This window comes from Kitasatospora sp. NPDC098663, from assembly GCF_044760075.1.
In the GTDB taxonomy this organism is placed as follows: Bacteria; Actinomycetota; Actinomycetes; order Streptomycetales; family Streptomycetaceae; genus Kitasatospora.
Map to the genome: position 1 here is coordinate 19,767 of NZ_JBIWAP010000003.1, position 20,922 is coordinate 40,688.

Here is a 20,922-nt window from a genome sequence, read left to right on the forward strand (position 1 = left end):
CAGTGGCCGATCAGCTGGCCGGGGTGTACTTGTAGCCGACCCGACGGACCGTCACGATCGTGTCGCGGTAGCCCGGTCCGAGCTTGCGGCGCAGCCGGGCGACGTGCACGTCGACCGTGCGGCCGTCGCCGACGTGGCCGTACCCCCAGACCGCCGAGACCAGGTGGTCCCGGGTGTGCACCCGCTGCGGGTGCTCGGTGAGGTGGGCGAGCAGCTCGAACTCCAGGTAGGTGAGGTCGAGCAGGCGCCCGTCCACGTAGGCGTTGCGCCGCTCGGCGTCGACGGCGATGCCGCGCCCGGCCGGTCGGACCGGACGGACACCGGTCTGCGCGGGCACACTCACGGGCGCACCGGCGTGCGCACCGGCGTGCTGCGCACCCGAGGGCCCGCCGAGGGACGTGCCGGCGGGCACCGCCGCCACCGGGCTGTCGGCCGGTACGAGCACCAGGTACCCGACCATCGGGTTCCCGGTACCGGCGCCGAACTGCGGGCCGTACTGGGCGAGCAGACCCTGCGGCAGCGCGCCCTGCGGCAGGGCGGCGACGACGGTCGCGCCCTCGGGCAGCGCGGCGAGCAGGGCAGCCGGTGCGGCCGGGAGGACCGCGCCCGGCTGGGGTACGACGCCCGCGCCCGCTGAACGGGACGGAGCCGCATGGGAGGACCGGACCGCTCCCCCGGGCCATCGCTCGGCGGCCGGCGAGCCGTGCGAGAGCGGGGAGGCGGAGGAGCCCGGCGCGCCGGGGACGCCGGACCCGGCCGGGACGACGCCGGGGACGGAGCGGACCGCGCGCAGGTGCGGGGTCGCGGAAGGCAGGGGCAGGGTGGCCGTGGATGAAGAAGACATGGTGTGCCGCTCATTTCGCGCGTGACGGACGGGGTGGAGTCGTCTGCGCGTCGACCGGGCGTACTGCCGGGCTGATCCGGAATCAGCCTGCGGAGGGCCGGGACGCGCTGGGCGAGCCCGGACACGTCTGATCGAACAGGTGCGGCTGCCGGGACGGCCAGAACGGCTCAAGGTCGAGGTGACCCTGCCGGCTGTCCCCGGCGCGGTTCGCGCGCCCGTTCCACCGCCCGGCCGGTCCGCCGTCGCACATCGCGGAGGCCGCCCCGGTCGAGCGGGGACGGCCGGCGATGCCGGGGGCGGGGCTGGTGCAGGCGATGTTCACTGGTGGTCTCTCCGCGAGGCGGGGCCGGATCGGCGGTCGCGGGCACGCCGGATGGGGCGGGTCCGCTACGGCCTGGTCGACGGGATTGGCGGTGCGTCAGACGGCGGCCTGGTGGGCCGGGAGCGTCGGGGACGTACCGGGAAGGGGCCGGCCGGTCACCGACAACAGGCGCTGCAGATCAGCGCCTGGTCGATGTAGCGGCGGACGGTGAGCACCGGCGTGACGGGGGCGGGATCGGTCGTGGCGCGTCGCTGGCCGACGGTCATCCTGCTGCCCTCCCCCTTGCTCTGCACGACGGCGCGTCGTCGTCGATGCGCGCCTTCGTGAACGGAACGTTTCCGGCCCTCCCGACGGCATGGCCGGGCGGCTTTCGTGCCCAGAGCCTTCCACGCCGGGCCGGTCTAGGCAACCTTCGGCACACCGAACGTCCGGGATGCGGACAACCGAATGAGACGTCGGGCGGCTCGGAGGCTCTGTGAAGCCTCTGTGCGGGTGCAGTGCCGGACCGATGGGGCGGTGTCGTCAGACCGGGAACGCGGCGTCGTCAGGCCCGGGCGCGGTGTCGTCGGACCGGGTCGCGGCAGCACCGGGTCCAGGGTGCGGCGGCGTCAGGTCCGGGCCGGGGCGCGGTGGCGACGGGCGGCGGCGTGTTCGACGAGCGCGACCAGGAGTTCCTTCCCGTCCTCCCGCAGGCGTGCGTCACACAGCAGCACGGGAATGTCCGGGTCGAGGTCGAGCGCGTCGCGGACCTCGTCCGGGGAGAACCGCTCGGTGCCGTCGAAGCAGTTCACCGCGACCACGAACGGGATGCCGCGCTGCTCGAAGAAGTCGACCGAGGGGAAGCAGTCGGCCAGCCGCCGGGTGTCCGCGAGCACCAGTGCGCCGAGCGCGCCGCGCGCCAACTCGTCCCAGACGAACCAGAACCGGTCCTGCCCGGGCGTGCCGAACAGGTACAGCGCGAGTCCGGGCCGCAGGTCGATCCGGCCGAAGTCCATCGCCACGGTGGTGGTGCGCTTCGCCTCCACGCCCGAGGTGTCGTCCACCGGGCGGCCCAGCTCGCTGAGCTCCTCCTCGGTGCGCAGCGGCCGGATCTCGCTCACCGAGCCGACCAGCGTGGTCTTGCCCGCGCCGAAGCCGCCCGCGACGAGGATCTTCACCGCGACGGCCGGGCCGCCGCGCCACCGCGGGTCGTTGGCGCGACCGCCGGAGCCGTGGCCGACGGGGGTGCCGTGGCCGCCCGGGGCGCCGGGATCGGCGCCACCAGAGGTATCGCCGACAGCGGCGCGGCCGTCGTGGTCAGAGCGCACGGAGTCCATTGATCACGTCTCGCAGCAGGCGCTCGTCCGGCAGCTCGGCGAGCGGAACGGGTCGGGTGACGCTGATCAGCTCGGCGTCGTAGAGGTCGCCGAGCAGCACCCGGACGACGCTGACCGGCAGGTCGGTGTAGGAGCCGAGTTCGGCGACGGACAGCGGCTCGCGGCGGCACCAGGCCAGGAGGGTCTGGTGCTCCGGGTCGAGGACATGCGCGGGCACGGCCCCCGCGTTCGGCCCGGGCTCGGCGGCGGTGATCAGCGAGATCAGGTCGAAGAGACCGTCCTCGACCGGCCGGGTACGGCCGCGGGTCATCGAGTAGAGCCGCACGACCGGGCCGGCCTCGTCGTCGAACCAGCGGTCGTCGGCGGGGGCGGGCGGGTGGAGCAGGTCGGACTCGGCCCCGTCCTGGCCCATCTGCTCCGCCACCTCCCCTGCCGTCCCAGTCGTCCCTGCCGACGCGGCCGTCCCTGCCGACGCGGCCGACGCGGCCGAGCCGTTTGGCTCGGGCGGCCCCGCCGCCTCAGCCCTCGGATCCGCCATCGGACCGCTCATCTCCCCGGCGGCGCGGCTTCGGTGCGCGGCTCGGCGGCCAGGTGCTCGCCGACCCGCTTGACCAGCAGCGCCATCTCGTAGGCGATCTGGCCGATGTCGGCCTCGGCCTCGCTCAGCACGGCCAGGCAGCTGCCGTCCCCGGCCGCCGTGATGAACAGGAACGCCTCGTCCAGTTCCACCATCGTCTGGCGGACCCCGCCGACCTTGAAGTGCCCGCCGGCGCCCTTGGCCAGGCTGTGGAACCCGGCCGCGACGGCCGCCAGGTGCTCGGCGTCCTCGCGGTCGAGGTCGCGGGAGGCGCCGGTGGCCAGGCCGTCGCTGGAGAGGATCACGGCGTGCCGCAGGGCCGCGACGCGCCCCACCAGGTCGTCCAGGAGCCAGTTGAGGTCCCCGGACGGCTGCGTCGAAGTGGTCATGAATCAGTTCCTTCCGATGGAGCGGGTGGTGCAGGTGGTGCTGTCGGTGCAGGTGCTGCCGATGGAGCGGGTATTGCCCGTGGACCAGGTGTTGCCCTTGATACAGGTGGTACGGGTCGTGCCATGGGTGCGGGCGCCGGGTTCCGCCGGACGGGCGGGCCGGGCGGCACCCGACGGGCGAGCGGCGCCCGGGCAGCATCCGACGGCGCGGGCAGCGCCGCCGGGGCGGGTGCCGGACTGATCGCCCGCCGGGTGGGGTCCGGCGGCTGCCAGACGGGTACGGCGGCGGGCCGGGCACTCGCCGGGGCCGACCCGGACGTGGCGCCGCGCCCCCGGGTGAAGCCGCGCTGGAACGAGGCGAAGGTGGCCCGCGCCTCCTCGGGTGAGCGCTCGCGCGCCCGCTCGGCCTCCTGGGCCTCCCGGGCCCGGCGGGCGGCGAGGGCGGCCTCGTCCTCGGACCCGTGGTCGGTCCGGCCCCGGAGGCGCTCCTTCAGCTGCTCCTTGAGCTGCGGCGCGAGGTTCGCCTGCCGGACCCGCCGGGGCAGCCCGCCCTCGGTCCGCGGGCCTGCGACCGACGGCGGGTCCGCGGGCCCGTCGACGACGGGAGCGGCCGTGGTCGGCTCGTCCCGACGGTGGCGCCCCGTCCCCGCAGCGTCCTCGGTGTCCCTGGGCGGCGCGGGCACCAGCACCGGCCCGCCCCTGGTCCGCGAGGCCCGTCGCGGCAGCCCGCCCGGCGTCCGGGCCGGCTCGGACGTGGACGGCCGCGGACCGCCGCTGCCCCGGTGCCGCTCGTCCTCCCCCGCAACGGAACCGGCCCCAGACCCGGCACCGGACCCGAACCCGGCACCGACGCCGGAACCGGCAGCGGCCCGAGCCACGCCCTCCGCCGTACTGCGACCACCACCGCCACCGCCACCGCCGAGCGCGGGCACGGCGACCAGGTCGCGCTGTCCGCGCCGGACCGGGGCGGAGCGCTGTCCGGTGGGCGGCGGCTCGGGCAGGCCGTCCGGCGCCTCGGCGAGCAGTTCGCGCGGGATCAGCACGACCGCCGTCGTCCCGCCGTACGGGGACGGGCGCAGGTGGACCCGGATGCCGTGCCGCCGGGCCAGCCGGCTGACCACGAACAGGCCCAGCCGGTCGGTGTCGGCGAGGTCGAACTCCTGCTCCACGGCGAGGCGTTCGTTGATGTCGGCGAGGAGTTGATCGCTCAGCCCGAGCCCGCGGTCGTCGATCTCCAGCGCGAATCCGTGCGCCACCACCTCACCCTGGACGGTGACTTGGGTGGTCGGCGGGGAGAACACCGCGGCGTTCTCGACGAGTTCGGCGATCAGGTGGGTGACGTCCGCGACGGCGCTGCCGAGCAGGCCGGTGCCGGGGAACGGCCGGACGATCACCCGGGCGTAGTCCTCGACCTCGCCGACCGCCGCGCGGACCACGTCCACCATCCGGACCGGCTTGCGCCAGGCACGCCCGGGCGAGCCGCCGGCGAGGATGATCAGGCCCTCGGCGTGCCGCCGCATGCGCGTGGTGAGGTGGTCGACCTTGAAGAGGTCGGCCAGCTCGGTCGGGTTCTCGGTGCGGCGCTCCATGGTGTCGAGCAGGGTGAGCTGGCGGTGCAACAGCACCTGGCTGCGCCGGGCCAGGTTGACGAACACCGCCGAGACGCCGCGCCGCAGTTCGGCCTGTTCGACGGCGGCCTCGACCGCGGCCCGCTGGACGGCATTGAAGGCCTGGCCGACCTGGCCTATCTCGGCCGCCCCGAAGCGCAGTTCGGGTGCCTCGGCCGCGACGTCCACCGCCTCGCCCCGGCGCAGCCGCAGCATGACGGAGGGCAGCCGGGTGCCGGCCAGTTCGTTGGCCGCGTTGCGCAGTCCGATCAGTTCGCGGGCGAGGCCGCGCCCGATCCGGAAGGAGATCAGCACCGACAGAACGACCGCGACCAGGCCGATCGCACCGGCGATGCCGCCGCGCCAGAGCAGCCCGATCGCGGCGGACCGCTCACGCTCGCCGATCCCGTTGGCGATCCGGGCGTTGATCGAGGTGAGGTCGCCGAGCGCCCGGTCGGCGGTCTCCCGCCAGGAGTCGCCGTTGATCGCCTGGGCGACCCGCTCGGGGCCGCCCGCGCCAACGAAGTCCGCTTCGGCGCGGGCCAGCGCGGCCCAGGCCTCGCCACCGCGCAGGGCGATGTAGTCGGACTGGTCGGCGGGTTCGAGTTCGGCGATGTAGACGGTGAACAGGGCCTGCTGGTTGTGCAGGGCGTCCAGGGCCACCTGGTACTGCTCGGCGGTGGGCTTGGCGGCGCCGCCGCGCAGGCCCTCCATCGCCGCGTCCTCCTGCGCGAGGTACTCGCGGGCGCGCACCAGCTCGATCAGGATGGTCCCCTGGCGCGGGAGTTGGCCGGTCTGCCGGGCGACGTAGGCGGACCGGAAGCCGAACACCGGCTTGACCAGGTCGCTGTACTGCCCCAGCGCGAACTCCCAGTTGAGCGCGGAGCGGCCGACCTGCGCGCGCAGCGGTCCGATCTGGTCGGCGGCGGCGATGATCTGTAGGAAGCGGCCGCGCTGGGAGCTGGAGAGCTTGCCGCCCGCGTGGTCCTTCTTCTGCCGCAGGACGTCGAGGCTGCGGTCGGTGGCGGCCTTGGCGTGTTCGTAGGCGTCCGCGGCGACCTGCGAGTTCGGGACGGCCAGTCGCTGGACGGCCGCGCGGCGCTCGTTCTGCAGATCGTCGGCGTACTCGTCGACCGGGGTCCCGAACTCCTTGTACGTACGGCTGATCTCCAGCTGGCCCCAGACGTCTCCGGTGGTGGCGAAGGTCGCGTACACCCAGAGCGCGGTGAGCGCGACGATGGGCACCAGGAGCAGCGCGATGATCTTCGCGCGGATCGAGCTGCTGCGCAGACGCATGGAGTCCTCGGTCGGGAAGTGCCAGGCGCGGACGGGGAGCGGTTCGGAGGAGCCGCGGGGCTCGGCCGGAAAAGGCTTGGGAAAGGGCTTCGGAAAGGACTTGGGAAAGGACTTCGGGTGCGGGCTTCGGAGATCGGCTTCGGGGCTGGTCGGCGTGGATGGTGCGTCATCGGATCGGGCCTGGCCGGGAGGCCCCGGCCGCAGGTCTGCGAGAGCCTACTACGCCCTGACCACTCGTTCGAGGGTCGTACCGGTCCACTTCCCCGGCTTGCCCCGCACACGTCAGGATCGACTCCCGGTCACCGCGGGCTCGCGTCCGGTTCATCCGCCGCCACCCCGTTTGCCCGATCACCGAACGCACGCGGTTCCTCCCCGGCGGCGACACCTTCCGCAGGGACCGGTGCCGATCTCGTCGCGTCACGGTCACAACCCTGGGCAGTGACAGGCCGATCCGATAGTTTCGCTGCACCTGCGCGGCCCGGCACCGCCACCACGGCCTCCGGCGCCGACACCGGTACCGGCGCGGGCAGTGCCGCCGCGAGACGCCAACGGGGGGAATGTGCGCGAGTTCACCACCCCCGCCGTGGCCGGGCCCGAGGCCACCGGAGGACTCGCCGACTCGCTGTACGACACCGCCGAACGCACACCGGACCTGGTGCAGCTGGCCCGCCGGGTCGGCCCGCCGGGCCCCGCCGACTCCACAGGTCCCGCCGAGCACCGGGACGAGTGGCGGGGCGTCACCGCGCGGGAGTTCCGCGACGAGGTGCTCGCCCTCGCCAAGGGCCTGCTCACCCGGGGCGTGCGCTACGGCGACCGGGTCGCCCTGATGTCCCGTACCCGCTACGAGTGGACGCTGTTCGACTACGCGCTCTGGTCGATCGGTGCGATCACCGTCCCGGTCTACCCCACGGCGGCGGCCGAGCAGGTGCGCTGGATCCTCGCCGAGACCCAGGCGGTGGCCTGCCTGGTCGAGGACGAGGACGCCGCGATGACGGTCGGCGCGGTCTGCGACGCGCTGCCCGACCTCACCGGCATCTGGCAGCTGGACCGCGACTGCGTCGCCGCGATCACCGAGGACGGCCGTGACGTGCCGGACTCGCTCGTCCACCGCCAGCGGCTCGGCGTCACGGCCGGGAACGTCGCCACCGTCGTCTACACCTCGGGCACCACCGGCCGCCCCAAGGGCTGCCTGATCACCCACGCCAACCTGGCCGCCGAGGCCGACGCACTGCTCGGCGGCTGGCGGGAGGCCTTCCACGACACCGGCGGCGGACAGCCGTCCACTCTGCTGTTCCTGCCGCTGGCGCACGTCTACGGGCGGGCCGTGCAGGTCGCGGCGATCCGCGGCGGCTTCCGGATCGGGCATGTTCCCGAGGTCTCCACGGACGTCCTGCTACCCGCGATGGAGTCCTTCCGGCCGACCTTCCTGCACGTCGTCCCGTACGTCTTCGAGAAGATCTTCCGGCAGGCCCGGCGGGCCGCCGAGGACGCCGGGCGCGGCGAACTCTTCGAACAGGCCCGGCAGGTGGCCGTCGACTGGGCCGCCGCCCGGGAGCGGAAGGCGTTCGGGCGCGGACCCGGGCCCAGCCCCGGACTGCGGCTGCGCCACCTCGCCTACGAGCGGACCGTCTACCAGCGGCTGCGGGCCGTCCTCGGCGGCCGGGTGCGCAGCGTGATGTGCGGCGGCTCCACGCTGCGCCGCGAACTCGGCCTCTTCTTCACCGGCGCCGGCCTGCACCTGTACGAGGGCTACGGGCTGACCGAGACGTCCGCCGCGATCACCGCCAACCCGATCGGGCGGCAGAAGCGGGGCACGGTCGGGCACCCGCTGCCGGGCTCGTCGGTGGCCCTCGCCGACGACGGCGAGGTGTGGGTGCGCGGCGGCTCGGTCTTCGGCGGCTACCTCAACCACCCGCAGTGCACGGCGGAGTCCCTGATCGACGGCTGGTTCGGGACGGGCGACCTGGGACGGCTGGACGAGGACGGCTACCTGACCATCACCGGCCGCAAGAAGGACCTGATCGTCACCAGCAGCGGCAAGAACCTGGCCCCGTCGGCGCTGGAGGAGCGGGTGGCCGCGCATCCGCTGGTCTCCCAGTGCCTGGTGGTGGGCGACGACCGGCCGTACGTGGCCGCCCTGATCACGCTCGACCCGGCGGCGCTGGCACACTGGTTGAAGACGCACGGGCTGGAGCAGCTGGACCCGTGGGCGGTGCTCGCGGACGAGCAGCTGCACACCGAGGTCCAGCGCGCGGTGGCGGCGGCGAACACGGCGGTGTCGCGGGCCGAGTCGATCCGCGCGTTCCGGCTGCTGCCCCGCGAGTTCAGCCAGGACCAGGGGCTGCTGACACCCTCCCTGAAGCTGCGCCGGGCGGCGATCGCCGAGTACTACGCCGATGACATCGCGGAGTTGTACGTCCCCTGACGGATCGTCTCGTCCCCTGTGCGGCAGGTGCGGTGGACTCCGGTTCACCGGCCGTTCCCTTGACGGGCCGATTGGTCCAGTCCATTGTTTCTCCTCGGTCCGAGTGCGGCGCACCATCCGCTCCCGCCCCTCCGGGAGCACCCAGGTTCCGCGAGCCCGGTTCCAGGGGCCCGACCCAAGGCCCCGGTTCCAGGGTTCCGATTCCGCCACGCCCTCCCCACGGGCGTGTCCCCCACATGCAGGAGTCCTCTCGTGTCGATGTCCACGCGCCTGCCCGCACGCCTGTCCGCGTGCCAGTCCGCACGTCTGTCCACCCGTCTGTCCGCGCTGGCCGCCTCCGTCGCGCTGATCACCGCCTTCGCCGCCCCGGCGGCCTCCGCCACCCCCGGGCCCGCCCCGGCCGGCGCCCCGAGCACCCCGAGCGGCCCGACCGTCAACCTGGCCACCAACCCCGGCTTCGAACTCCCCGCCCCCGACCTCTCCGACTGGGGCGCCGTCCCCGGCTGGAACTGCACCGGCGGCCCGGCCGAGGCCGCCGTCACCACCACCGCCGCGCACTCCGGCGCCTCCGCGCTCACCGTCACCCCGGCCACCGCCGATTCCACCGGCGAGTGCGCGCAGACCGTGGCCGTCCAGCCCAACACCACCTACACCGCCTCGGCCTGGGTCCGCGGCGCCTTCGTCTACCTGGGCGCCACCGGTACCGGCAGGGACGTCGCCCCGGCCTGGACCGAGACCACCGGCGGCGGCTGGCAGCAGCTCACCACCCGGTTCACCACCGGCCCGAACGCGCACAGCGTCCGGCTCTACGTCCACGGCTGGTACCAGCAGGGCCCGTTCTCGGTCGACGACGTCCGGGTGGACGGCCCCGCGCCCGCCCCGGCCGTGGCCGCCGGATCCGTGCCGACCAGCGACAAGGTCGTCTTCTTCACCGTCGACGACGGCTGGCAGCGCACCCCCGAGGCGGAGAAGGTCATCACCGACCACCGGCTGCCGATCACCGCCTTCCCGCTACCGATGCCGGCCGAAACCGACCCCGACTTCTTCCGGCGCGTCACGGCCGTGCCCGGCTCCTCCATCCAGGACCACAGCGTCTCCCACTCCGACCTCAGCAAACTGCCGCTGGAACAGCAGCAGATCGAGATCTGCGACGCCCGCGACGCCATGACCCGCCAGTTCGGCACCACGCCGGTGGCCTTCCGCCCGCCGTACTTCGCCTGGAACGCCGACACCCTCCAGGCCGCCGCCAACTGCGGCATCCGCACCGTGCTCACCGCCGACGCGGACTTCAGCTGGGGCGCGTCCAACATCTGGCACCCGGGCCTGTTGCAGCCGGGCGACGTCGTCCTGATGCACTGGACCGACACCCTCGCCACCGATCTCCAGCGCGCCCTCGCCGCCGCCGACGCGGCCGGGCTCAAGCCGGCCGGCCTGGTCGACTACCTGCGCTGACGCGCCGCCGTCGGCGGGCTCACCAGGGAGCCCGCCGACGGGGCACCCACGCACGGGGCTCCCGTCCACCGGCGGCCGGGCTCAGCCGAAGACGTGCGCCATCCAGCCGCGCAGGCGCTCGTCGAAGTCGGTGGCGCCGGTGAAGTCGTTGGCCGGGATCACGCCGACCTCGGCGTCCTCCCGCTCCTCCCAACCGGCGGCGAGGTACTCGACGTCGGCCCAGCCGCCACGGAACAGCACCACGTGCAGCTCGCCGCCGGACAGCGGGTCCGCGACCTGGACGCCGACGGAGTCCGGGTCCGTGACGCGGGCGCGGTCCGTCTCCAGCGGATACGGCCAATGGGCCAGGGCGTCACGCCAGGTGAGCGCGCCGACCGTCAGACCGGCGGCCCGCCAGCGTACGGCCCGGGCGGCGATCCGCTCGGCGGCGTGGTCGAGGTCGACGATGCGCTCCACGACGGCGTTCACTCCCCTCGCGCCGACGATCCCGCGCCGGCGAGTCCGCGTCGACGGTCCCGCGTCAGGGAGCTTTCGTCGGCGATCCTGCTCGTTGACAGGGCGTCCGCGGCGTGGCTCTAATGGGGGCGTGCAGCGTGGCGCCGGCCACAGAGTAGTGGGCCGGCCGGCAGCCGAGCGAGCACCTTTATCCGAGGGACGATGCGCGATGAGTACTTTCTCCGCTGCCCTGATCTGACGTAGGCGGTCACCGCGGTGTCCGCGTGCGCGCCCATGCACCGCGTGTGGCCGTGACTCCCAACCCCCGTAGGAGACTTCACCCACACCCATGTCCACGAACCATGTCAACCAGTTCAACCAGGGCGTCATCGAGGAGTTCCGGGCCAACGGCGGGCGGGTCGGCGGCCCGTTCGAGGGCGGCGACCTGCTGCTGCTCACCACGGCCGGGGCCCGCTCGGGCAACCCGCACACCGTGCCGCTCGGGTACGTCCGCGCCGAAGGGCTGCTCCTGGTCGTCGCCTCCGCCGCCGGAGCGCCGGACCACCCGCAGTGGTACCGCAACCTGCTCGCCCGGCCGGTGGTCCGGGTCGAACTCGGCTCCGAGGCGTTCGACGTGATCGCCGTACCCGCCGAAGGCGCCCGACGGGAGCGGCTGTTCGCGGCCGTCGTCCGGCAGGCGCCCGGGTACGGCGACTACCAGGCGACCACCGACCGGGAACTGCCGGTGGTCGTCCTGGAACGGCCCGAGACACCCGCGCGCGAGGTGCGCAGCCTCGCCGACAAGCTGTTGGAGGCGCACACCTGGCTGCGTGCGCAACTGCGCCACGTCCGGCAGGAGGCGCGCTCGCACGTCGCGGGCCGACCGGCCGGGCTCGGGCTCCAACTGCGCCAGCACTGCCTCGCCTTCTGCGAGGGGCTGACGCACCACCACACCGGCGAGGACGCCGCGATCTTCCCCGCGCTCGCGCGCAACCACCCGGAACTGGCCGGGGTGCTGGAACAACTGGGCGAACAGCACCTGGCGATCGGGCGGATCAAGGAGGAGCTGGCGGCCCTGCTCGCCGGGGTCGAGGTCACCGAACCGGACCGGCTCCGGGCCGAGTTGGACCGAATGTCGGCCGAGCTGGAGGCGCACCTCGACTACGAGGAAGCGGAACTGCTGCCGACGCTCGCCGGGATCCCGTTCCCACCGCTGCGACCCGGGCCGACCCGGGACTGAGACGGACGCGCGAATGCCGTCGGCCCCTCTCCCCACGCTCGGGGAGAGGGGCCGACGGCCCGCGTGCCGGTTCGGCGGCGTCCTGAAGCGACGGCCTACCGATGCAACGGGCCCGCTGATACGACGGGCCTGCTGATACGACGGGCCTGCCGACGTGATGGCCTACCGGTGCGAAGCCGTTACGACTGGCTGAAGACCGGGAGGTAGCCACCGGACTGGCCGGCGGCCTTCGGGTGGTAGCTCTCGTCGACCGGCAGGGTGGCACTGTTGAGCCAGGTGGTCTGCGAGCCGCAGATCTCGTGCTCGGTGAAGATGCCGCGCACGTCGCCGAAGCTGAAGCCGGCGTTGGCGACCCGCTTGGCGATGACCTCGTCCAGCGTGTCGGCGGCGCCGTTGATCGCGGCGCGCTTGGTGTCACTGATGCCGAGGATGCAGCTGCCGCCGATCTTGTAGAGGTGCGGGTAACCCAGCACCACCACGTGGGCGTTCGGCGCCTTGGTGTGGATCGTCGAGTACACCTTGTCCAGCTGGGCGGGCAGGGTGTTGCGGGCGTAGTTCTGGGCCGCGCTGACGGCGCTGAGGCAGGTGCTGTCCGACTCCAGCACGCAGGTCTTCATGGTGTCGGCGAAGCCGGCGTCGTTGCCGCCGACCGACAGGCTGACCAGCGTGGTGCTGGAGCTCAGCGCGGAGATCTGGTTGCTGAGGACGTCTCCGGTTCTGGCACCGGAACACGCGACGAACGAGAAGGACGACGGCGAGTGCGCGTTCTTCCACAGGTACGGGTAGGCGTTGGTGCTTCGCTTGCAGTTGCCGCTGTCGCTCAGGTAGCTGCCGGCACCGACACCGGCGGAGTAGGAGTCCCCGAGGGCGACGTAGTTGACGCTCGCCGCATTCGCGGATGAAGCGGTGAACAACGTGGTCAGAGTGAGCAGAGCCGCTATCGCGGCAACGGACATGGCGCGCGCTGGACGGAGCATGGCACCTCCTGGTGTGGTATGGGTCACAGAAGTGATACCAGGCGGTAGGTGAACCGGGAAGCGGTCATGCCAAGGACATTGACGGGCTGTCCGACAACGCAGAAGTGAACCATCGGCCACAGGGCGTGAGTTGGCGCTGGTCAGCGCCGGTGTACGCCGACCGGCGTCGGTCATCGCGCGTAGACAGTGGTCGGTGAAAAAGTCAGCGAGTGGTCAGTTGGTAGTCAGGGCACGGCCAGGACACCGTTACGACCCGGCCATCGCCGGGCCACCCCGCCGTACGACCCGTCGCGGACGCGGCGCCGTCCGACTCGCCCCCGTGCGCGGCGCGAACCGGCGTGACGCGACCCGGCTCCGCGCTCAGGGGCATCAGCGCGCGCGACTCCGGCTCGGAACCCTGACCGCAGATCAGGCGGACGGCGCCGTCACCCGGCAGCCCCTCCTCGGGCTACGCGAGGCCCGGGTGAGGCTCGCTCGGGCGCGCCGCATCCGAGTGGACGGCATCCGGGTAACCGGCGTCCGAACACACCGCGTCCGGATAGACGGCGCCGGGGAACACCACGCAGCCCTCCACCGGCAGCTCCTCGATCGCCTCGTTCGCGGCGACCGGCACGCCGAGCCGACGGGCGGCCGTGGCGACCGCCACCCGGGCCTGGCGCAGCCCGGGCGCGCCCCAGCCGAGCAGTTCGACGGCGAGTCCGGGCGCGACCAGCAGCCGCCGGTAGTGCCGGCCGGAGGCCGGGTCGGCCGTGCTCGGGCCGACCGCGCGCAGCGCCGCCGCCATCCGGACCCGCGCGCACTCGTGCCCGCCGTTGGCCGAGCCGACCCGGTCGTAGAGGTAACCGAGGTAGTACGGTCGGCCGATCACGGCCTGGGCCTCCTCGGCCGCCTCCCGGGCCAGTGCGGAGGCCGGATCCCCGGCGTCCTCCGGCTCCAGCGATCCGCCGGGGAGCGAGCAGATCCCGTCCCTGGGGTTGACCAGGGTCAGCACCCGCCCGTCCGGAGCGAACAGCCACCCCCAGGACTGCTTCACCGGCAGCCCCTCGGGCACCTGCTCGCCCGGCCGCCACGGCCACCCCGCCGTGGGACGCCGGCGCACCCTGCCGAGCAGCTCGGCGATCTCCGCGCTGTACTCGATCCGGCTCATGCGTCCCCCTCTCGCTGTCGGGCTCGCCGGACCGGCAGTGCGCGGGACGGACCTGCGGAGCACGGTACGGAGCGGAGCGGCCGGAACGGCGGCGTGGGGCACCGCGCGCTCCTGCTGTTGATCTTCTCCGAATCTTCCCCGAACAGGCGGTCGATGAACAGTCCCCAGCGCCGCATGGTGGATGGGGAGGGGTGGAAACCCCCTGATCACCCCAGCGGCCCACCCCCCTCCCTCGGCGCCGCCGAACCGGGCTCCGGGAAGCCCGGCAGCGGGAAGCCCGGTCGCGGGACCACCCCGGGCGGGAACGGCAGCCCGCGCGCGGCGTCGTCGGCCAGCTCGTCGAACACCTCGTGCACCGTCATCGGCCGCAACCGCCCGCCGGCCAGCGCCCAACCGCGCACCCACGGCCCGTCCGAGGCCCCGGGCGCCGGGACGCCCGGATCGCCGTGCAGCAGCAGCGCCCCCGCCCCACCACCGGCGACCCCCGCCGCCAGCGTGACGCAGAACGCCTCGGTGTCCCGCCCGGCGGGGTAGAGGCCGCCCGCCTCCACGCAGACCTCCACCGCCGAGCTGAGCTGCTCGCCGTCCTCCGGGCCGTGGCAGCGCAGCGTCAGCAGGTGACAGCCCTCCCCCGCGCCCTCGGCCAGCGCGAGGTAGGCCGACGTCACGTACCCCATCACCGCCGCCAGCCGCCCTTGCCCGTCCGGGTCGTCGCCGACCGCCTCCAGCAGGGCCACGCCCGCGACGGACATCCGCACCCGCGCCCGGTGGTCGTCCAGCAGGACCGGGAGCAGTTCGGCCAGCCGCTCCCCCGCCTAGACGAAGGGCTCCCCGGCCAGCTCCGGATCGCCCGCGTACGCGACCCTGGCGGCGGGCGTCCGGGGGTCGAGGCCGAGCGCCGTGCAGTAGTCCTCGTAGTCACCCGCCTCCAGGACCCGCAGGTGCACCTCCAGGCCCTGCGCGTGCAGGGCCCTCAGCTGCTCCTCCGAGCGCCGCAGGTACTCCTGGTGGGCGAGCCGGCCGAACAGCCCGTACCGCGCGAGGCCGGCGAAGTCGGCCGCAGCCGCCGCCACCGCGACCGCCACCGGCTGCGCCGGCGGAGCGCCCCGGGCCCGCCCGCCGCGCCGCCCCCGCGCACCGGCCCCGCCCGCTCGCCCTCCCGGCGGCCGGTCACCACCGGACGACCGGCCGCCACCGGGAGCACCCGGCCCGCCGTCCGCCCCGGCCCGCCGCCCGGCGCGCAGCAGCACCCGCCGACGGACCCGCGACCGCCTGAAGACATCCACGGCCCCGGAACACCCGGAACCCCTGGGGCCACCGCAACGCCCCGCACAACACTCCGCCACCCCGGAGCCCTCACGACCCAACGACCACACCCGCATGGTTCCTCCCACCGACTGGCCCAGCACCGGACACCGCCGACGGCCCCGACCCCGGAACCGCCGACGTCGAGGAACATACACAGAGCCACTGACAATCCACCCCGAGTAATCGAACACGCGCGTCCCGGGCCCCCCGGGTCTCCCGATCCGGACGGGACTGTCAGTACCGGACGTTAAGGTCGGGAACCATGCGACTGCTGCATACCTCCGACTGGCATCTGGGCCGCTCCTTCCACCGGGAGAGCCTGCACGACGCCCAGCGCGCCTTCCTGGACCACCTGGTGGACGTGGTCCGGGCCGAGCGCGTGGACGCCGTGCTCGTCGCCGGGGACGTGTACGACCGGGCGCTGCCGGGCCTGGACGCGGTCGCCCTGTTCGACGACGTGCTGCACCGGCTGGCCGGGCTGGGCGTGCCGACGGTGTTCATCAGCGGCAACCACGACTCGGCCCGCCGCCTCGGCGTCGGCGCCGGACTGATCGGCCGGGCCGGCATCCACCTGCGCACCGACCCGGGCGAGTGCGCCGCCCCGGTGCTGCTGGCGGACGAGCACGGGCCGGTGGCGGTCTACGGGCTGCCGTACCTGGAGCCGACGCTGGTGCGCGAGCGGTTCGGGCTGGAGCGCGGCGGGCACGCGGCAGTGCTCGGCGCGGCGATGGACCTGGTCCGGGCCGATCTCGCGGCCCGCCCGGCCGGCACCCGCGCGGTGGTGCTGGCGCACGCCTTCGTCACCGGCGGCACGGCGAGCGACAGCGAGCGGGACATCGCGGTCGGCGGCGTCGCCTCGGTGCCCGCCTCCGTCTTCGACGGCGTGCACTACGCCGCGCTCGGCCACCTGCACGGCTGTCAGACCCTGGCCCCGCACCTGCGCTACAGCGGCTCGCCGCTCGCCTACTCCTTCTCCGAGGTGGACCAGCGCAAGACCATGTGGCTGGTCGACCTCGCGGCCGACGGCTCGGTCGCCGCCGAGCGCGTCGACTGCCCGCGCCCGCGCCCGCTCGCCACCCTGCGCGACAGCCTCGACGCACTGCTCACCAAGGACGAGTACGCGCCGTACGAGCAGGCCTGGGTGCAGGCGACGCTCACCGACGCGGCCCGCCCGAGCGAGCCGATGGAGAAGCTGCGCCGCCGCTTCCCGCACACCCTCCAGTTGCTCTTCGACCCCGAGGAGAGCGAGGCCGAGCCCTCCCGGTCGTACGCGGCCCGGGTCAGCGGCCGGGCCGACCTGGAGATCGCGGAGGGCTTCCTGCGGCACGTGCGCCCGGGTGCCGAGCCGGAGCCGGACGAGCTGGGCTGGCTGCGCGCCGGCTTCGAGAGCGTCCGGGAGACCACCGACCGGAAGGCGGACCTGCCCCGATGAGGCTGCACCGGCTCACCGTCAGCGCGTTCGGCCCGTTCGCGGGCAGCGAGAGCGTCGACTTCGACGCGCTCGCCGCCGGCGGCCTGTTCCTGCTGCGCGGCGCCACCGGCGCGGGCAAGAGCAGCGTGCTGGACGCGGTCTGCTTCGCCCTCTACGGCGACGTCCCCGGCACCCGGCGGGCCAACCGGCTGCGCAGCGACCACGCCGAGGCGCGCAGGCTGACCGAGGTCCGGCTGGAGCTGACGCTCGGCGGGCGGCGGCTGCAGATCACCCGGCTGCCGGAGCAGCGGCGGCCGAAGAAGGTCGGCACCGGCACCACCGTCGAGCGGCCGCAGACCCTGCTGCGCGAGTGGGCCGCCGATGCGGGGGACGGCACGCCCGGCTGGCGGGCGGTGAGCAAGTCGCACCAGGAGGCCGGGGAGGAGATCCACCGGCTGATCGGCATGAACCGGGAGCAGTTCTGCCAGGTGGTGCTGCTGCCGCAGGGCGACTTCGCCCGCTTCCTCAAGGGCGACTCGGAGGAGCGCGGCAAGCTGCTGCGGCGGCTGTTCGACACCGAGCGGTTCCAGCACGTCGAGGGGTGGCTCGCGGAGCAGCGGCGCGTCCAGGAGGCCGCCGTCCAGGCCGGCCGTCGCCGTCTGCGGGATCTCGCCAGCAAGGCCGAGCAGGCGGCCGGCCCCGGCGCCGAGCCGGCCGAGGGCTGGGTGCCGGCCGAGGAGGACGCCGCCGACCTGACCGCCGGGGTGCTCGGCTGGGCGGCGATCCTGCGCAGCGGCGCAGCCGAACAGTTCACCGTCGCCGGGGCCGCGCTGGCGGGCGCCGAGGAGGCGCAGCGCGCCGCCCAGGGCGAGCGCGCGGCCGCCGAGGAGCTGGCCGGGCGGCAGCACCGCCACCGGCAGGCGCTGCTCCAGGCCGACCGGCTGGCCGCGTTCGAGCCCGAGGCGGCCCGGGACGGCCGGCGGCTGGCGGCGGCGCAGGCGGCCGTCGGGGTGGAGTCCGCGCTGCGGCTGCACGAGGGCGCGGCCGAGGCGCACCGGCGGGCCCGGGAGGCCGAGCGTCGGCACCGCGAGGTGCTGGCCGGCGACGGCGGCGCGGGCGGCGCGGCCGCCGGGGGCCCGGCGCTGGCCGAAGCGGGGGCCACCGAGCTGGCCGAGGCCGAACGGGGCCTGCGAGCCGGGCTGGTCCGACTGGAGGCCGCCGGGGCGGAGGAGCGGCGCTGCGCCGAACTCGCCCGCGAGCAGCGGAGCCTGGACGAGGAGCGGCGGCGGGCCGACGAGCTCGCCGAGGAGGCCGAGGACTGGCTGGCCGAGTACGACGAGCGGCTCGGCGGCCTCCAGGAGGAGCAGGCCCGGGCCCGGGCGGCGGGCGCGCTGGTCGAGCAGCTCGACGGCCGACGGGTCGAGTTGAGCACCCGGCTGGACGCCGCCCGGGAGCGCGACGGCCTGCGGGCCGAGATCGCCGCCGCCGAGCCGCGCGCTGCCGCCCTGCGCACCGCCGCACTGGACGCCCGCGAGTACGGCCTCGCCCTGCGCGAGCGGCGGCTGGCGGGCATGGCCGCCGAACTGGCCGAGCAACTGCGCACGGGCGAGGCGTGCCGGGTCTGCGGCTCACCCGAACACCCGGCACCCGCCGAGACTGCCGACGGCCGGGTCGGCGCCGACGACGAGGAGCGTGCCCGCCGGGCCCAGGCCGTCGCCGAACAGGCCTGGACGGCAGCGGACCAGGCCCTCACCGCGCTGCGGGTCCGCGAGGCGACCGCCACCGGCGCGGCCGGGCCGGAAGGTGCCGACGCGCTCGCGCAGGCCCTCGCCGAGCTGGACCGCGAGCACCGCGAGGCGCTGCACTCGGCGGAGGCGCTCGGCCGGGTCGAGCGGGAGATCGCCCGCTTGTCGGCCGACCAGGCCCGCCGGCTCGCCGAGCTGCACGAGGCCCGGGAGCGCGCCGCCGTCCGCACCGACCGGCTCCAGGCGCTCCAGCACGAACAGTGCGAGCTCGCCGCGCGGGTGGCCGCGGCCCGGGGCGAGGCGGCCTCCGTCGCCGCACGGACGGCCGCGCTGGAGCGACTGGTCGAGCGGGTCGCCGCCGTGGCCGAGGCCTCGCGGGCCTGCGCGCAGACGCTGGCCCGGCTCGGGGACGCCGAGGGCGAGCTCGCCGAGGCCGCCGCCGCAGCGGGCTTCCCGAGCCCCGAGGAGGCCTTGGCCGTGCTGCTCCCCCGCGCGGAGCGCGAGCGGCTGGCGGCCCGGCTGGAACGGCACCGAACGGAGTCCGCCGCCGTCCGGCACGAACTCGCGCTGCCCGATCTGGCCGCGGCCGCGGCCCGTCCGCCGGTCGACCTGTCCGCCGCCGCGGCCGCGCTCGGTGCCGCCACCGACCGGCTGGGCCGGGCCCACGCCGCCCGCGCGGCGGCCGCCGAACGGTGCGCGGCACTGGCCTCGATCGGTCGACAACTGGCCGACCTCGCAGCCGAGTCGGCCCCGGCGCTGGCCCGATACGGGCGGGTCAACCGGCTCGCGGCGCTGGCCGCCGGCACCTCCACCGAGAACCGGCTCCGGATGCGCCTGGAGTCCTACGTCCTGGCGGCCCGGCTGGAGCAGGTCGCGGCGGCGGCCAGCGACCGGCTGGTCCGGATGTCCGGCGGCCGCTACACCCTGGTGCACAGCGACGACCGGGGCACCGGCAACAAGCGCTCGGGCCTGGCCCTGCGGGTGGTCGACGCCTGGACGGGCACCGAGCGGGACACCGCGACGCTCTCCGGGGGCGAGAGCTTCTTCGCCTCCCTCGCCCTGGCCCTGGGCCTGGCCGACGTGGTCACCGACGAGACCGGCGGCATGCCGCTGGACACCCTGTTCATCGACGAGGGCTTCGGCACGCTCGACGAACAGTCCCTGGAGGAGGTGATGGACGTCCTCGACGGCCTGCGCGAACGCGACCGGGCGGTCGGCATCGTCAGCCACGTCGCCGACCTGCGCACCCGCATCCCCGCCCAGCTCATGGTCCGCAAGGGACGACGCGGCTCGACCCTGGCCCTGGCCGGGCGGGAGGACGCCTAGGGACCACTCAGGGACACCGCCAGCGGTGTGAGGCGGCCTTCCGGGGACTTTTGGGCCCGACATCGCCGCAGTTCAACGGCTTGCGGGCGCTGTCGGGCCGACGGCATCGCGGCTACGGCGCGCTGCGTCGTATCAGCCCGAACAGGCCACCCGTTGGGCCTGCTGCCAGGCGCAGACCGGGCAGAGCGTGCTGCCGGGGTGGTCGGCGGGCAGTTCGGTCGGTTCCCCGCACAGGACGCAGTCGGCCCGCGGCCCGGTCGACGCCGGATCGCGCACCAGCGCCGCCTGCGCCCCACCGTCGGGGGCGAACTCGCAGACCGCCGCGTCCTCGTTCCTCGCGCTGTCACTCATGCCGCCTTCCTACTCCGCCCCCGGCCCCCGCCGCAAGGCGCCGCCGACCCGAACCCGCCCTGAGCGCCGCTCCGCCCGCGCCCCCGGGCGACCCGCCGCCGGCGGGCCCGCGACGCCCGGCTACGGTGACCGCATGGCCACGGACCTCCAACGGCGCCTGCTCGCCGCCCACGCCACCGCGCCCTCCTACCCCGAGGTCGGCGCCACCCGCGGCGGCCCGCTGCCGGACGGCTACGCGCACCTGCGGCGGCGGGTGCACCTGGGCCGCGGGCCGCAGGTGCTGGCCCGGGCCGGGCGGTACGTGCTCGGCTGGGGCAGCCAGCTGGGCACCGGTTTTGCCGTGTACCCGCACGCGCCGGCCGAGTCGGGGTCGACGGTGCTGCTGCGGCTGAGCCTGCCGGGCAGCCGGTGGCCCCGGCTGGTGATCCCGTGCCGGGTGGTGTGGACGGTCGAGGAGCCGGACCGGATCGGCTTCGCGTACGGCACGCTCCCCGGGCACCCCGAGTGCGGCGAGGAGGCGTTCCTGGTGTCCATGGACGCCGCCGGCGAGGTGTGGTTCGAGGTGTCGGCGTTCTCCCGGCTGACCGCCTGGTACGCGCGGCTGGGCCGACCGGTCGCGCTGCTCTGCCAGTACCTCGCGATCGAGCGCTACCTGGCCGCGGTGGCCGCCGCCGTCGCCGTGGCCGACCTGGCCGACCTGGCCGAACCGGCCGGGCCCGCGGGCCCGGCCGATCCCGCCGTCGAGTAGGGCGTC

At 74.9% G+C, this 20,922-nt stretch carries 17 protein-coding genes; 6 read left to right on the forward strand and 11 right to left on the reverse strand.

The genetic code is table 11. The features are described 5' to 3' along the window. Positions 1 to 10: 10 nt before the first annotated feature. The 5 genes from ACIQVZ_RS03805 to ACIQVZ_RS03825 form a co-directional block, all read right to left on the reverse strand. Positions 11 to 844: a winged helix-turn-helix domain-containing protein gene (locus tag ACIQVZ_RS03805; protein ID WP_402446944.1), complete on the reverse strand. Its 834-nt coding sequence runs from the start codon at positions 842 to 844 to the stop codon at positions 11 to 13. 930 nt (positions 845 to 1,774) lie between these two features. Further along, entirely contained in the window at positions 1,775 to 2,323 is a 549-nt protein-coding gene (locus ACIQVZ_RS03810) for an ATP/GTP-binding protein (RefSeq protein WP_350875683.1), read from the reverse strand. 139 nt (positions 2,324 to 2,462) lie between these two features. Beyond that, entirely contained in the window at positions 2,463 to 2,894 is a 432-nt protein-coding gene (locus ACIQVZ_RS03815; protein WP_350875264.1) for a DUF742 domain-containing protein, read from the reverse strand. A 134-nt stretch (positions 2,895 to 3,028) separates the two neighbouring features. Next, positions 3,029 to 3,448, reverse strand: a complete 420-nt coding sequence (locus ACIQVZ_RS03820) for a roadblock/LC7 domain-containing protein (RefSeq protein WP_063349983.1) — start codon at positions 3,446 to 3,448, stop codon at positions 3,029 to 3,031. Then, entirely contained in the window at positions 3,445 to 6,351 is a 2,907-nt protein-coding gene (locus tag ACIQVZ_RS03825; RefSeq protein WP_402446947.1) for a nitrate- and nitrite sensing domain-containing protein, read from the reverse strand. The genes ACIQVZ_RS03820 and ACIQVZ_RS03825 overlap by 4 nt, the downstream gene beginning before the upstream one ends. Before the next feature lie 559 nt (positions 6,352 to 6,910). Here ACIQVZ_RS03825 and ACIQVZ_RS03830 point away from each other — a divergent pair. Both ACIQVZ_RS03830 and ACIQVZ_RS03835 read left to right on the forward strand, forming a co-directional pair. Further along, positions 6,911 to 8,776 (forward strand): AMP-dependent synthetase/ligase, encoded by a 1,866-nt coding sequence (locus ACIQVZ_RS03830; protein WP_350875259.1) that lies wholly within the window; start codon positions 6,911 to 6,913, stop codon positions 8,774 to 8,776. A gap of 258 nt (positions 8,777 to 9,034) precedes the next feature. Beyond that, positions 9,035 to 10,228, forward strand: a complete 1,194-nt coding sequence (locus ACIQVZ_RS03835; protein ID WP_402447364.1) for a polysaccharide deacetylase family protein — start codon at positions 9,035 to 9,037, stop codon at positions 10,226 to 10,228. 81 nt (positions 10,229 to 10,309) lie between these two features. On the opposite strand, the gene ACIQVZ_RS03840 is transcribed toward ACIQVZ_RS03835, so the two are convergent. Next, positions 10,310 to 10,684: a hypothetical protein gene (locus ACIQVZ_RS03840; protein WP_350875257.1), complete on the reverse strand. Its 375-nt coding sequence runs from the start codon at positions 10,682 to 10,684 to the stop codon at positions 10,310 to 10,312. Positions 10,685 to 11,012: 328 nt separating this feature from the next. Here ACIQVZ_RS03840 and ACIQVZ_RS03845 point away from each other — a divergent pair, with 328 nt between their 5' ends. Continuing rightward, positions 11,013 to 11,903 (forward strand): nitroreductase/quinone reductase family protein, encoded by an 891-nt coding sequence (locus ACIQVZ_RS03845; RefSeq protein WP_402446950.1) that lies wholly within the window; start codon positions 11,013 to 11,015, stop codon positions 11,901 to 11,903. Between the two features lie 179 nt (positions 11,904 to 12,082). Here ACIQVZ_RS03845 and ACIQVZ_RS03850 read toward each other — a convergent pair whose 3' ends face one another. The 4 genes from ACIQVZ_RS03850 to ACIQVZ_RS03865 all read right to left on the reverse strand — a co-directional run bounded on the left by ACIQVZ_RS03850 (position 12,083) and on the right by ACIQVZ_RS03865 (position 15,100). Further along, positions 12,083 to 12,880 (reverse strand): SGNH/GDSL hydrolase family protein, encoded by a 798-nt coding sequence (locus tag ACIQVZ_RS03850; protein WP_402446953.1) that lies wholly within the window; start codon positions 12,878 to 12,880, stop codon positions 12,083 to 12,085. Between the two features lie 448 nt (positions 12,881 to 13,328). Next, the gene (locus ACIQVZ_RS03855; protein ID WP_350875253.1) at positions 13,329 to 14,027 is read right to left on the reverse strand and encodes a hypothetical protein; all 699 of its coding nucleotides are present in this window, start codon (positions 14,025 to 14,027) and stop codon (positions 13,329 to 13,331) included. Between the two features lie 206 nt (positions 14,028 to 14,233). After that, on the reverse strand, positions 14,234 to 14,779 hold the full coding sequence (locus ACIQVZ_RS03860; RefSeq protein ID WP_402446956.1) for a hypothetical protein: 546 nt from the start codon (positions 14,777 to 14,779) through the stop codon (positions 14,234 to 14,236). Positions 14,780 to 14,842: 63 nt separating this feature from the next. After that, on the reverse strand, positions 14,843 to 15,100 hold the full coding sequence (locus tag ACIQVZ_RS03865; protein ID WP_402446959.1) for a hypothetical protein: 258 nt from the start codon (positions 15,098 to 15,100) through the stop codon (positions 14,843 to 14,845). A gap of 497 nt (positions 15,101 to 15,597) precedes the next feature. On the opposite strand from ACIQVZ_RS03865, the gene ACIQVZ_RS03870 reads away from it, so the two are divergent. Further along, positions 15,598 to 16,767, forward strand: coding sequence for an exonuclease SbcCD subunit D (locus ACIQVZ_RS03870; RefSeq protein ID WP_063349975.1), 1,170 nt, complete (start codon positions 15,598 to 15,600; stop codon positions 16,765 to 16,767). Next, positions 16,764 to 19,817: an AAA family ATPase gene (locus ACIQVZ_RS03875; RefSeq protein WP_402446961.1), complete on the forward strand. Its 3,054-nt coding sequence runs from the start codon at positions 16,764 to 16,766 to the stop codon at positions 19,815 to 19,817. Before ACIQVZ_RS03870 ends, ACIQVZ_RS03875 begins: the two co-directional genes overlap by 4 nt. 132 nt (positions 19,818 to 19,949) lie before the next feature. On the opposite strand, the gene ACIQVZ_RS03880 is transcribed toward ACIQVZ_RS03875, so the two are convergent. Further along, entirely contained in the window at positions 19,950 to 20,168 is a 219-nt protein-coding gene (locus tag ACIQVZ_RS03880) for a hypothetical protein (RefSeq protein ID WP_350875245.1), read from the reverse strand. Positions 20,169 to 20,301: 133 nt separating this feature from the next. Here ACIQVZ_RS03880 and ACIQVZ_RS03885 point away from each other — a divergent pair, with 133 nt between their 5' ends. Beyond that, entirely contained in the window at positions 20,302 to 20,916 is a 615-nt protein-coding gene (locus tag ACIQVZ_RS03885) for a DUF1990 family protein (protein WP_402446963.1), read from the forward strand. Positions 20,917 to 20,922: the final 6 nt, after the last annotated feature.

Bases quoted from the DNA above. Each gene is read 5' to 3' on its own strand.
- ACIQVZ_RS03850 (WP_402446953.1), bottom strand. From the start codon at position 12,880: ATGCTCCGTCCAGCGCGCGCCATGTCCGTTGCCGCGATAGCGGCTCTG.
- ACIQVZ_RS03805 (WP_402446944.1), bottom strand. From the start codon at position 844: ATGTCTTCTTCATCCACGGCCACCCTGCCCCTGCCTTCCGCGACCCCG.
- ACIQVZ_RS03820 (WP_063349983.1), bottom strand. From the start codon at position 3,448: ATGACCACTTCGACGCAGCCGTCCGGGGACCTCAACTGGCTCCTGGAC.
- ACIQVZ_RS03860 (WP_402446956.1), bottom strand. From the start codon at position 14,779: ATGTCCGTCGCGGGCGTGGCCCTGCTGGAGGCGGTCGGCGACGACCCG.
- ACIQVZ_RS03885 (WP_402446963.1), top strand. From the start codon at position 20,302: ATGGCCACGGACCTCCAACGGCGCCTGCTCGCCGCCCACGCCACCGCG.
- ACIQVZ_RS03835 (WP_402447364.1), top strand. From the start codon at position 9,035: ATGTCCACGCGCCTGCCCGCACGCCTGTCCGCGTGCCAGTCCGCACGT.
- ACIQVZ_RS03880 (WP_350875245.1), bottom strand. From the start codon at position 20,168: ATGAGTGACAGCGCGAGGAACGAGGACGCGGCGGTCTGCGAGTTCGCC.
- ACIQVZ_RS03855 (WP_350875253.1), bottom strand. From the start codon at position 14,027: ATGAGCCGGATCGAGTACAGCGCGGAGATCGCCGAGCTGCTCGGCAGG.
- ACIQVZ_RS03825 (WP_402446947.1), bottom strand. From the start codon at position 6,351: ATGCGTCTGCGCAGCAGCTCGATCCGCGCGAAGATCATCGCGCTGCTC.
- ACIQVZ_RS03815 (WP_350875264.1), bottom strand. From the start codon at position 2,894: ATGGGCCAGGACGGGGCCGAGTCCGACCTGCTCCACCCGCCCGCCCCC.
- ACIQVZ_RS03845 (WP_402446950.1), top strand. From the start codon at position 11,013: ATGTCCACGAACCATGTCAACCAGTTCAACCAGGGCGTCATCGAGGAG.
- ACIQVZ_RS03870 (WP_063349975.1), top strand. From the start codon at position 15,598: ATGCGACTGCTGCATACCTCCGACTGGCATCTGGGCCGCTCCTTCCAC.
- ACIQVZ_RS03875 (WP_402446961.1), top strand. From the start codon at position 16,764: ATGAGGCTGCACCGGCTCACCGTCAGCGCGTTCGGCCCGTTCGCGGGC.